We start from the raw sequence: 12,205 nt of genomic DNA, 5'->3' as shown, positions 1-12,205 counted from the left end.
CATCCCCGTCGCGAACAGCGGATCAGCCGAGGTCGGGCGGCGCGCCCGGCAGCCGCTGCTCCGCCCAGATCGTCTTCCCCTCGGCGGTCTGCCGGCTGCCCCAGCGCCGGCTGAGCTGGGCGACCAGCAGCAGCCCGCGGCCGTCCTCGTCGAAGGTGCGGGCGCGGCGCAGATGCGGGGCGGTGTTGCTGGCGTCGGACACCTCGCAGATCAGCGACTCGTTGTGGATCAGGCGCAGCTGGATGGGCGGGATCGCGTGCCGGATGGCGTTGGTGACCAGCTCGCTGACGACCAGTTCGGTGGTGAACACCGCCTCGTCCAGCCCCCAGGCGGTCAGCCGCTCGGTGACGTCCCGGCGGGAGCGGGCGACACAGGCCGGGTCGGCGGGCACGTCCCAGGTGGCCACGTGCGCCGCGTCCAGGGCGCGGGTCCGGGCGAGGAGCAGGGCGACGTCGTCGAGCACGCCGTGCTCGGGCAGCAGCGCGCGCAGGACGGAGTCGCAGGTGCCCTCCAGCGAGGCGGCGGGGTGGGCCAGCGCGTCGGCCAGCAGCACGCGCCCCTCGTCGACGTCCCGGTCCCAGCCGCCCAGCAGGCCGTTGGTGTAGAGGGCGAGCACGGTGTCCTCGGGCAGTTCTAGGTCCATCGTCTCGAACGGCAGCCCGCCCACCCCGAGCGGCGGGCCCACCGGCAGGGTGAGGAACTCCACCGGGCCGCCGGGGGTGACCACGGCCGGCGCCGGGTGCCCGGCCGCGGCCATCGAGCAGTGGTGGGAGACCGGGTCGTAGACCGCGTACAGACAGGTGGCGCCGACGTCCCCGGCGGTCTCCTCGTCCCCGGCCTCCGCCGAAAGATGGATCACCAGGTCGTCGAGATGGGTGAGAAGTTCGTCCGGTGGCAGATCCACATCGGCGAGGGTCCGCACCGCGGTGCGCAGCCGCCCCATGGTGGCCGACGCCTGGATGCCGTGGCCGACCACATCGCCCACCACCAGGGCGACCCGCGCCCCGGACAGCGGAATGACATCGAACCAGTCGCCGCCCGCCGCCGTGTACGGCCCGGCGGGCAGGTAGCGGGAGGCCACCTCCACCGCCGACGGCCGCGGCACCGCCTGCGGCAGCAGACTGCGCTGCAGGGCGAGCGCGGTGTCGCGTTCCCGGGTGAAGCGGTGCGCGTTGTCCACACAGACCGCGGCCCGCGTGGTGATCTCCTCGGCCAGCAGCACATCGTCCTGGGTGAACCCTCCGGGACGGTGGTGACGGGTGAACACGGCCACCCCGAGGGTCGTCCCCCTGGCCCGGATCGGCACGGACATGACCGCGTGGATGCCGAACTCCCGGATCTTGGCGGCGCGGACCGGCTTGAGAGCGCCCCATTCGCTGATGAGGGGATCGTCGGCGGCGTAGATGATGGCCCGCTCCGCCGCCAGGCACTCGGCCATCGGGGACGCCTCCGGGTAGGTGTTCACCTGCCCCATTTCGACCGCGGCCTCCGGAACCCCCGGGTAGATCGAATATTGGGCGATGCGGCGCAGCACGACCGGTCCGGTGAGCGGGCCGGGCGGCAGCTCCTCGTCCTGGTCGAGCCGGTCCAGCAGATCGACGGTCACGAAGTCGGCGAGCCGGGGTACGCACACCTCGGCCAGCTCCTGGGCGGTGCGGGTGATGTCGAGGGTGCTGCCGATCCGTACGCTGGCCTCGCTCAGCAGCAGCAGCCGCTGCCGGGCCCGGTACTGCTCGGTGATGTCGTGCGCCGCCAGGCATACGCCGTGCACCTGGCCGTCCTTGGCCTTCAGCGGCGCGAAGTGGGCCGACCAGGCGTGCTCCCGCTCCTCGCCGCCGGTGCGCGGATACGTCTCCATATGGCGCCGTTCGCCGGTGCGCAGCACGTGCCGCATCAGCGCCTCGAGGCCCTCGCTGCGCAGTGTCCCGGCGATGTCCGCGAGCCGCAGCCCGTGGAGGTCCCCCTCGGGGAGGCCGATGACGCGCGCCATCTCGGCGTTCACCTTGCGCAGCCGCAGATCGGTGTCGTAGACCGCCATGGGGCAGGGCGATTGGGCGTACGCCCAGGTCAGCAGCGTCACATCGGTGGGTGCCGCGGCGTCGTCGGCGGCCGGCGGGGCGACCAGCAGCCAGGAGTCCCCGACGCGGTGGGCCAGCAGCGCCACCTCAACCCGCCGCCCGTCGCGGTGGCGCACCGCCACCGTGCCGCGCCAGCGCGTCCGCACCGCCCGGGCCCGCTCCACCACGCCCTCGGCCGGCTCGGCCAGCAGCGCCGCGGCGGACCGCCCCACCACCTCCGACGGCGGATAGCCGAGTAGCCGCCGGGCACCGTCGTTCCAGCCGGTCACCGTGGCGTCACCGCTGACGGTGACCCGCGCCGCGCCCGCTTCGTCCACGTATTCCAGCCTCGTCCACATTCGGCGGGGCATCAACCAGAGGCGGTGCCGGGTGCGGAGCGTGAACGAAGACCGCACCCGGCCGCGGGTGGCGGGCCGGGTGCGGGCAGGGGGACTCAAGGGCCCCAGGGCCGGGTCAGGCCTTCTTGGTCTCCCAGTAATGGGCCAGGTCGCTACAGGTCACTGACCTGGTCTTCTCGTGTTGGCTGGCGACGGGGGGCGACGGTCCTGATCGGGTGTCCTGCGGACTGTGTGCGGACTGATCCTGTCCGGGGCCGGCCGTCTTCCAACTCCCTACCCGTTGCGCAGGTCAGCCCCAGGGGAGTGATCGGACTACGGTGACGGTCAGGTGGCGGCAGCGAATGCGTTCGTCGAGCCAGTGGACGACCTTTGGTCCGTCCAGCACTTCCAGCAGCTCCCGGCAGCGTGCAACGCCACCTGTCAGCGGCTCCGCCACGATCAGGTGGTTGTCCACGGCCACCGACTGGTCACCTTGAATGAGAATCCCTGTTCCACGGGCGCCTCCCTTAGCCCCCTGCCCTGGCCGGGATGTACGGCGCATGACCACGAACGGGGGATCAAGCAAACGCCCACCGAAGCGGCGCCTGCGCAGTGGAAGGCCCATCTCGCCTTGGCCAGGCAGTTCCTTAGCCGTGAGATAGGGAACCATTGGTCCGTCATGGGGGTCTCGGTTGTCGACGACAGGGCCGACTCCAACGCGGAAATGGTTGCCTAAGGCGCTGTCCGTGGTGACGGCGGACGGCGGCCACCAGGCGACCGCGCCGGGGTGGCCGCCTGCTCTCCGTATGGCGGAGAGCAGGAAGACGTCTACGTCGGTGTGGTCGTCGAAGAGGCCGTGCGGGCGGATCGCCTCCATTTCCAGCCGCTCGGCGAGCTGGCCTCGCCAAGCCCGGTAGCGGCTGCCGCTGCGCAGTACGTCGGGCAGGACGGCGAAGAGCCTCCCGCTGGGAGCCATCGCGGCTGCCGCCTGAGCTGTGAACGTCGCTGCCAAGGATGTCTTACCCGTCGACCATGTACAGCCGGGGAGCGCTGCATCCATGCCGTAGGGGGGGTTCAGAAGCAGTCGGCCTCCGAAGCCACGGCCTTCGGAAGCTTCACGCAACGCCTGCAGACCGTTGCCGACCTGCACCTGCGGGAAGGCGGTGCGCCATCGGTGTTCCATGAGTGGGGCTTCGGATCCGACAGTGCGATGACGTTCCAGCACGGCTAGGACCAGCCGCATGCGCGCCACCGTCACAAAGGGATCGTGAAGGTCGTGGCCCCTCACCCGGCGGTTCCACAGGGTGAGCGTTTTCGCTGGTGTCGCCCCTAGTGGGAACTGTGCCGTGCCGGCGATGAGCAGGTCTCCTCCGCCACAGGTGGGGTCCCAGATAACGGGTGTCCGTCCGGGTGCAGTGCTGCGCGCCAACAGTTCCTGGTACGACTGCAGGACTCTTCCTGTCGTGAAGAAGGAACCGGTGGCGCGGCGGTCGGCTCGTGAAACTGTGCGTCGCAGTTCCGCCGACGCCTGGCCGTTGAGGGCATGTGTCACGTCGTTCGCCACACGGCGCCAATGACCTGAGGCTACGTCGGTAACCAAGGTCTCAAGCTGACGTGCGTACGCCTCGTAGGCCGCAATGCTCATGTGTCCCCTCCTGCTGATCCGGAAGGGATGACGTCCTGGATCAAGTGTTTGGATTGACTGCGGTGTCATTCTGGAGCAGGGCCAGGGGCGTTGGAATCGGATCACCAAATCCCATCGTCCTATGTCCCATCAGCCGCTTCCTCTAGGCCGACGTTGCTGGGAGCCTTCCGCGGACCGGGGATGGGGAGTCGGCAAAGCGGGCTGATTACGGTACCGCTGTCGACGAACGACCGATGAGTCTCCAGCGGCGGGTCAAAGCGCAGTCCTGCCTCGACGCGTGTCACCGTCACGCTGCCCGCACAGGACCGGCCAGATTTGCGGCCGGCTGCCGGGATGACCGCCAGATGCCGGTCGGTGACGAGCTGCTTCTCCTCATGGCAGTGGACGGACAACTGCGTGCATGCGATGTGGGCGTCTGGTGCCGCCAGTCGCACACCCGCCATGATCTCCCGATGAGGATTGGCGGGGCGCAGTCCGCCCCGGATGGAAAAGATGACCAGTCGAGGGGCCACCAGCTCCGTGAGGGCCTTGGCGAAGGACTGAGGATCGGCCTTGCCCGGGAGTCCTCCGTGGTGGGGAAAGACGAGGACTGGTGCCGACAGCTGATGGCCGTTTTCTTGAATGTGCTTGAGTGCCACTGCGTCCATGTCGGCCGCGAGGAGGACGGCGGGCTCTTCCTCCAGGTGTACGCGGACCACAATGGACACGGTGTTTGTGTCCAGTTTGCCGAAGGTCGGGGAGGTCTCCGTTGGGCCGGTGCCGGCCATCAGGAAACTGGGGTGGCAGACCTCGAGCCTTGCCCGACCGCAATGCAGCGTCTGAGGAGTCTCCGTGTGCAGCATCTGGTGCCCGCCGAAGCCGCCGCGCCTGTGACGTGTATGAACGGCTCGAATCAATCGTTCCCAGATTCGGCTGTTCTTCTTCGCATCCGGGTTGAACCAGGCGGTTCCCACCGTGCGCAGCGGATCGAGCAGAATCTGCGGGCCGCCACCGGCGTGGTCCTGGTCCGAGTGCGAGATGATCAGGTGCTCGATGTGCCCGCATCCGACACGATCCAGTTCGCGCTGGACGATGTCGCCGGGGGCCGCATCGATGACGGCGCAGGTCGAACCATCGCGCACGACGGCGGAGTTACCGTGCCCAACGTCCAGGACGGTGACAGCTAAGTCTGCTTCTGTTTGCTGGCTGAGCGCCAGTTCGGTGGGCGTGGTCGGATCGGTCATGCGGTGAGCCACTCCTGCGGCAGATCGGGAGCGAGAATGATGTTGCGGTAGAAGAGGGCGGAGGCTTCCTTCGCGTAGCAGTTCACCTCGGCCTCAAGCCACCGGCCGGGAAGCTCTTCCGGACGCAAACCTGTGGCCTCCTCGATGGGGCGCAACGGCATCCAGACAGAGGAGTCGATCTTCCAGCCGACCACGACCACTTTCGCCTGTGGTTCCTCGCCCTCGGACCGGACATCTAGGACTTCGATCGGAGTCGCGAAGGCACGCCGTTCCCGCGCAAGGTTTCCCGTGAGCTCGTCCAGCGTGTATCGGAGAGCGTCGACCACCGCGTCGGAGGCGTCGCTCTTGTCGACAACGCTCGGAATGCCCTCGCGCCAGCGCAGAATCGCCCCGTTCTGATCGGTGTTGACGTGGCTGCTGATGAGGACGGCGGGTAACGGCGTGCCAGCTCTCCGATTGGCCTTGCATACCAGTTCTGCGCCCGTGAAGCGGGCGTTACCCCGCCCGCCGAGGATGTGGTCGCACACCACGGCGTCGTAGCGATTGCCGAGGGAGGCGAGGAATGTGTCGGCGTCCTGGCCGGGTGCGAACTCAGTGATCATCTCCGTGCGGAAGCCCGCGTCCTGGAGTGGATGCGTGATGCTGCTCGCGTCCATGACGTCGTCGTCGATGACCACGACCGACGATCCCTCTGCCAACGGACGTACGCTCACTTGGCCCCCCAGCTCATGCCCCTTGGCCCCCGGCGACTTGGGTCGGAAGCCAGACCATGATACGTGCGCCTCCCAACTCGCCGTGACCACGGGCCTCTTGCGTGCCTCCGAGGTCAGCGACGATGTCCCGGACGATCGTGAGGCCCAAGCCGGTCCCATTGTCGCGTGTCGTCTTGCCCGGCAGCCAGATCGCGCTCAGCGAGATGTCCTTGATTCCCGGACCCGAGTCATCAACGCAGAGGCTCAGGCGAGTTGTGTCTCCTTCCGCGACCAAGCGCGTTCTGACGCGGATCGTACGCTCTGGCCGGATGGCATCCGTGCGTGTGAAGGCATGTGCGGCGTTCACGATCAGATTGGACAGGATCGACTCGATGTCGGCGATCGTGCTGCGGACGATCGCGCCTTCCGCGTCAAGGTCATACTCGACCTGGATTCCGCGCTCGTCGAGGTAGCGGGAGAACAGCCGGATGATCGCCGGGCACTCCCGGTCGAAGTCGACGTCGGTGACCTGTCGCTTGTTCTTTGTCAGGAGGGTCAATGGGAGGCGGGCGAAGGTCTCCAGGGTCTTGGCGCTGTCGATCGAGTTCTCGACCGACGAGTGGAACCTTTCTTTGTATTCGTCCTCCGATACGTGCTGCTTGACCCGGCGACTGACCGTCTTGACCTCGTTGATGATGCGGGCCGCCGGCTTCATCGCCTCGTGTGCGAATACGGCGGTGCTGGTGCCGACCGTGGCCAGGGTGCGGTACAAGAGGAGGTCTTCGCGGAGCGCTTCGATTTCCTGACGCTGAGAGTCGAATACCTCGGAGGCTCCGGCGGTGAAGGACTCCAATACCGCGGAATCAGCTACTCCGTCCAGAGTCGGCCCCTCGGGATCCTTCGGGCTGATGGACTCCAAGAGGTGGCGGAACTGCTTCTCGGCTTCCTTGACCCGGTCGCGAGCCTTGGGCGCCGCGCCAATGCGACGCTGCTCCCGCAGCTCCAGTCGCTGCTCCGCCGACCAGTCCAAGGCGCGCTTTGCGAACTCCTGCAGTTCGAGGAACTGCAGGTTGTCGACGAAACCACTACGGTCCGTCTTGGGCTGGAGAAGCTCGGCAGGGTCCTCCACCTGAATGCGGCCAACGGAGTTGTTCGTGGACGCGCGACCTTCGGGGCTCGCTGCACGCCGCAGGTTGATGATCAGCCAGTCGTTCCCCACGTCTCCGTAGGGCTGCACGCGGAGCTCCCGGTGGTATAGATGAACCCCGCCCACCTGCTTGAGCCACTCCTTGATCTCCGCTGTGGGCTGCTGCGCGAACCGAACCTCCTTGGAAGCCCCGGGGTTGAGATTGAACATCCACATCTCGAACGTGGCTGGCGGCGCGGAAAACGTCAGAGGCGCATCGCGATTGCCACGCCCTTGGCGCTTCCTGCCCACATCGACGTGACCCGCTGACTTAATGACTTCACCACGCCAGTTGTAGAGGGTCGCGGAAGCCTTGCCCTGCTCGTCCAACTCGGCTACGAGACGGAACTCGACCCACTGAAGCAGATCCGCCGTGATGACTTTGGCCAAGTTCTCGAACTCCGGGGAGTCGCAGGTTACGCGAAACGCCGAGCCATCGGCGAAGGGGCCCGTGAGCATGAGTACCGATCGGGCGAGACGGTCTGCGTCCTGCTGGGCGATTCCTTGGCGGAGCCCCGTGATCTCGACGGTCGTGCCGGTATCGCCCTCGCTCTTCTGGCTCTTGATTGCCAGCGGGACGTCTTCCACTGCGTCGGACGCATCGATGCGGTCCCAGTCAATAGTCAGCGTGTGCTCGACGTCCGGTTCGTCGATGGAGCGTGTACGTACGGTGACATGGGTGCCGAGGCGCAGGGCGGCAATTCTGCCCAACCCCTTCTCGCCCACCTTTCGCCGACCGGTCCGGGTGTGGGTGTTAGATGACTTTCCGGACTTTCCTATGAGGAGAAAGCCATTGGCGAGCTGATCCGCCGTCATCCCGTCGCCGTCATCAGAGACGATGAGCGTTCCGCCGGGCTGCTCGGCTTCACTCATCTGCAGTCGGCAGAGCGTTGCATCCGCGTCGTAAGCGTTGCGGACGAGTTCCATGATGCCCAAATCCGAGTGTGGGACCAGTTCTTCACCGAGGCGGGCGAGGATCTCCGGGGCGAAACGGAGGTGGTGCTGCGTCAAGGCGTTCCTCCTGTATGGCGCGGCCAAGGCACCGCCGCTCGATCGATCGGATCATCGGGAAATCGTAGCCGTCTCCTCGTCGGCGACATGAGCGACAAGAAGCCAGATGTCGCCGGGGTAGCGAGCCAGTCCCGAGGGATGCCCGACCGGTGCATTCAAATCGGAAGGCCCACCGGTAGTCCGGTCGAACTTGGAGGAGGCCGTCCTCCAGCTGGAGCGGCATCGACGTTCCTATCGCCAGCCGTCGAGGGAGACTTCAGCGCCCCCCGTGAGGTACCGGTGGAGGGCGCTGGAGGTGGTGTCCACGAAGTTCTCGGGGATGGAGTCGGCGTCGACCCAACGGACCTGGGAATGCTTTCGAGGTTCGCGGTTCTCGGGTTCGCCAGTCCAGTCGTGGGCCGCGAAAACAACAGTGAGGAAGCCGTTGGGGGCTTCGACGCCCCAGGCGCCGTGGATGATGTGGGCGACCTTCAGGGCCTCCGGTTTCACGGTCAGGCCCGTCTCTTCGAACAGCTCACGGACTGCGGTCTCGGTGATCGGTTCGCCCTGCTCGCTCTTGCCAACGGGGAGGTCCCACAGACCCTGGGCGAACTTGGCGTTCTCGCTGCGCTGGAGGAGGACGACTCGGTTGGTGGTCTTGTCGTGGACGATGACGGCGGCGACCAGCAGGGTCATCGATTTGAGCGCCGGCTTCAGGGCCTTCGGCTGGGCATCTGTCTGCTGGGCCACGGTGTTCCCTTCGTCGGGCGGGTTGTTGGGCATGTTAGGCGAGGGCCTCGCGGGCGCGGCGTGCGAGATCGGCGGCACCCGGAACGCGGTGGCGCTGGTAGACCGCGAGGGTGGAGCGGATCGCGGTGATCGCCTTGCGAGTTCGGTCGGAGGTCATGCCTTCCATGAGGACCAGGGCCTGGGTCCATGCGGCGATGGCTTCGTCGGCGCGGGCCTGTGCGGCGAGGCTGTCGCCGAGGTCGGCGTGGGTGAGGGCGTGGACGCGCTTGTACTTCTCCGGATCCCAGCGGGTGAGGGCGTCGCGGTGCTGCTGCTCGGTGCCGATGTGGTCGGCGAGGTCGGTCAGGGTGCGGGCGGTGTGGCTGGCCACGGTACCGGCGGCGGGGCCGCTGACGCAGGAGTAGCTGGGCTGGGGGCCGTCGTCTCGTAGGAGGGCGTCCTCGGTGGCGAGCAGGGCGCGTGCGGCTGACGGGTTCGCGTCGGTGGCGGCGTAGGCGCGGGCGTGGGTGATGTGGAGGAGGGCCTCGGCCTGGCCGTCGACGTGGCCGAGACCTGCGCTTAGGGCGCCTTCGCCGAGGTCAACGCAGTGGTGGGGTTGCTTGAGGCTGAGGGCCTGGTGGGCGAGTGCACGCATCATCCAGGCGGCGTGGCCGTGGGGGTCGGCTTCGCAAGCGAGCCTGTAGCCGACCTGGTAGTAGCGCTGGGCGGCGCCTTCCTGGCCGAGGTCGTGGTGCTTCCACCCTGCGAGGTAGGCCAGTTCGGCGACGGCGCCGAAGGCGGCCCGGCGTAAGGCTTCGCTGGGGAAGCGCCCGGGCAGCATGGGGGCGGCGGTGTCGGCGAGGTACGCGGTGACGGTGGTCAGGCCGTACCCGCCGCCGAGGTGTTCGTCGGCGGCGCTGAAGGCTGCGGTGATCTGGCGTACGACGTCCACGTCCTCCGTGCCGACCAGGGACGTGCCGGTGCGGGCGCGGAGCATCCGGGTGGTGGCTTCGTGGTCGTAGCCGAGGGGCATGGCGACGCCGGCGGTGGTGAAGGCCGCGATGGCGAGGAAGCGGCGGCGTCCAACGTCGGCGCGACCCAGGTCGGTGACCGCGAGGACTGGGACGGATTCCGTCGGCGCTTCGTCATCACCGGCCTGGAGGCCAATCTCGGTCTGGGTGATCGTGCGTTCCGCTCGGCGGGACAGCGCCTCAGCCAGGTACTGACCTACCCGGCCCGACGGGGCGCGGGTGCCGTTCACCCAGTGCGAGATGGCCGACTTGTTGGTCTGGAGGACCTCGCCGTTCTCTGCGGCGATACGTCGCACGTCTCGGGCGAGGGCCTCGTAGGTGCAGTCGGCCGCCGCGATGACGTCGCGCAGACGGGAAATGGGGTCTCTCTGCGCCGCCACGATCGCCTCCACTCCGGAGCTGTAAACCGCGTATACCGCTTCAACTGCCTTCCACCGTACCTACTCAGCGTGACCACCGGTTCACTTATCAGCAGCCGCCCGGAACGGCGCGACCGTGATCCAGGCTCCCCTTGGTCCGGGCGGCACCCCGAAGTTCCGTACGCCCACACCGGGCTCGGGCATTCCTGTGCCTGAACCCGGCCAATCAGAGACGGAGACACGGTGACCACCATCGATACCACGGCCATCACGGTGGAGCTGCCCGAGGCGTTCGACCCGCGCTGGAGCCGCCTGCCCGGCATCCAGGTCGACGGCCGGCGCATCACGATCGCCCAGGCCGAGTACTTCTTCCGCTTCGAGTCGAACACCTGGCTCGTTGCCGACGGGGAGCTGGTCAAGTCCCGGCTCCTGGACGTGGACGAGACGACCGAGAGCGCGGTCGAGCAGCTCGCGCTCGACTTCATCAAGCAGCACAGCGAGTCGACCTCCGACGCCGCCCGGGTCCTGGCCACCGCGTATGAGGTATACGCCTACCTCTTCCGCGACGAGCACCTGGCCGGCCTCGGCCTGCCGCAGATCACCACCGACCACCTGCGGATGCTCCGCGAGGCGGCCACGCTCATGGCGCTCAACAAGGTCGAGTTGGACGGGCACATCTCCAACGTCGGGCCGTGCTGGTTCTTCCCCGTCGCGACGTCCGTCGTCTTCGACCTGGACGACGAGATGGGCGGGATGCTCGACGAGGTCTACCGCGGCGGCTGGTTCAACGAGCACCGTCGGATCGAGTCCATCAAGGCCCACGCCGCGCTCGGCGGCCGGCTCGTGCACGGCTGCCAGTCCGTGCCGGACCAGTCCGGCGGCGTGGTCGCGCCCTACGGTGCCTCGATGGCGAACTTCCGTGACGACCTCGCCGCGTTCAAACGGGCTGGATCGAGCAGGCCTTGGCCCACCGCGTGAACCCCGCTGCGTAACCCACCGATCAGGCTCCGGGGCGGGCTGGCATCCCTCGCCCGCCCCGGACGCCACCACCCCTCCCCGGAGCCCCCGCGTGACCACGAACCCCAGCGCCGAACTCCTTGACAACCTGCTCACCGCAACCGGCCGAACTACCGCCGCCCGAGAGGAGGTGCGCGTGTCGTCCATGTCCGGCGTCGAGCGCGTGACCTTCCCCTACGGCTCCACGGCCATCTTCAAGTACGCGAAGAAGCCCTTCGACAGCGAGGACCAGGCCCTCCGCTTGGCCCACACCCTCGGCGTTCCCGTCCCCCAGGTACACGCCTCCGCCGTCCGGGAGGGCTGGCTCGGCATGCTCATGGAGGACCTCGGACCTTCAGTACGCGAGGCCGACGACCTCGACGGCGTCGCCGCGGCCGTGGTTCTGCACGGCACCCGTACGGCTCCGCCCTTGCCCGTCCTCGGCCAGGAGCGCCTGCGCACACTTCCGGCCCATGCGCTGGAACACCTCGAACGGCTGGGTAAGGCCGACCGGTGGCAGGACGCCGACGCCGTCGAGGACGCGCTCGACCGTATCGCCCAGGCAGCAGAGGTCCGCTCGGCCGGAGCGACGCTGGCGCCCGCAGGCGAGGCGGCCGAGCGCATTACCGACAACACGCTCCGGCTCCATCTCGTCCCGGTGCTCGGCTCCCGCGCCATGACGGCGACACGCCGCAACGACCTCCAGGTCCTGTTCAAGAACCTGTCCGAGCAACTCGGCCCCGGCAGTGTGCGCAACGTCTACGACGTCCTCGTGCGCGCCATGGCCGCGGCCGTCGAGGACAAGGTCATCGCGTCCAGCCCGTGCCGCCGGATCACCCTCCCGCCCATACCGGACGAGGAGATCACCCCGCCCACGGTCGCGCAGGTCGAGGCCATGGCCCGCGTTATGCCGCCGGACCTCCGCGCGGCCGTCGTCACGCTCGCCGGATCAGGCGTGC

Annotated in this window: 7 protein-coding genes and 2 pseudogenes; 2 read left to right on the top strand and 7 right to left on the bottom strand. The window is 68.0% G+C overall.

The genetic code is table 11. The annotated features are described in order from the left end of the window. Positions 1-22: 22 nt before the first annotated feature. The 7 genes from ASC60_RS07010 to ASC60_RS06980 all read right to left on the bottom strand — a co-directional run bounded on the left by ASC60_RS07010 (position 23) and on the right by ASC60_RS06980 (position 10,271). Positions 23-2,416, bottom strand: coding sequence for a SpoIIE family protein phosphatase (locus ASC60_RS07010; protein ID WP_055547902.1), 2,394 nt, complete (start codon positions 2,414-2,416; stop codon positions 23-25). 289 nt (positions 2,417-2,705) lie between these two features. Continuing rightward, positions 2,706-4,040: a hypothetical protein gene (locus ASC60_RS41510; protein ID WP_159043217.1), complete on the bottom strand. Its 1,335-nt coding sequence runs from the start codon at positions 4,038-4,040 to the stop codon at positions 2,706-2,708. Between the two features lie 119 nt (positions 4,041-4,159). Next, the gene (locus ASC60_RS07000) at positions 4,160-5,263 is read right to left on the bottom strand and encodes a ComEC/Rec2 family competence protein (RefSeq protein ID WP_055547896.1); all 1,104 of its coding nucleotides are present in this window, start codon (positions 5,261-5,263) and stop codon (positions 4,160-4,162) included. Further along, complete coding sequence (locus ASC60_RS06995) at positions 5,260-5,940, bottom strand: hypothetical protein (RefSeq protein ID WP_055547894.1); 681 nt, start codon at positions 5,938-5,940, stop codon at positions 5,260-5,262. Before ASC60_RS06995 ends, ASC60_RS07000 begins: the two co-directional genes overlap by 4 nt. Before the next feature lie 49 nt (positions 5,941-5,989). Further along, positions 5,990-8,152 (bottom strand): sensor histidine kinase, encoded by a 2,163-nt coding sequence (locus ASC60_RS06990; RefSeq protein ID WP_055547892.1) that lies wholly within the window; start codon positions 8,150-8,152, stop codon positions 5,990-5,992. 231 nt (positions 8,153-8,383) lie between these two features. Then, complete coding sequence (locus ASC60_RS06985; protein ID WP_055547890.1) at positions 8,384-8,914, bottom strand: NUDIX domain-containing protein; 531 nt, start codon at positions 8,912-8,914, stop codon at positions 8,384-8,386. A gap of 1 nt (position 8,915) precedes the next feature. After that, on the bottom strand, positions 8,916-10,271 hold the full coding sequence (locus tag ASC60_RS06980) for a hypothetical protein (RefSeq protein ID WP_055548729.1): 1,356 nt from the start codon (positions 10,269-10,271) through the stop codon (positions 8,916-8,918). Between the two features lie 222 nt (positions 10,272-10,493). Between ASC60_RS06980 and ASC60_RS06975 the strand changes: the two are divergent. Both ASC60_RS06975 and ASC60_RS42080 read left to right on the top strand, forming a co-directional pair. Beyond that, positions 10,494-11,242, top strand: a pseudogene (locus tag ASC60_RS06975) (hypothetical protein). Positions 11,243-11,319: 77 nt separating this feature from the next. Then, positions 11,320-11,853 (top strand): annotated as a pseudogene (locus ASC60_RS42080) (aminoglycoside phosphotransferase family protein); the annotation flags it as partial. Between the last annotated feature and the right edge of the window lie 352 nt (positions 11,854-12,205).

This window comes from Streptomyces sp. NBRC 110028 (assembly GCF_001417735.1).
Classification (GTDB): domain Bacteria; phylum Actinomycetota; class Actinomycetes; order Streptomycetales; family Streptomycetaceae; genus Streptomyces.
Note: the sequence above shows the minus strand (reverse complement) of the source record. Positions and strands in the feature narration are given on the sequence as shown.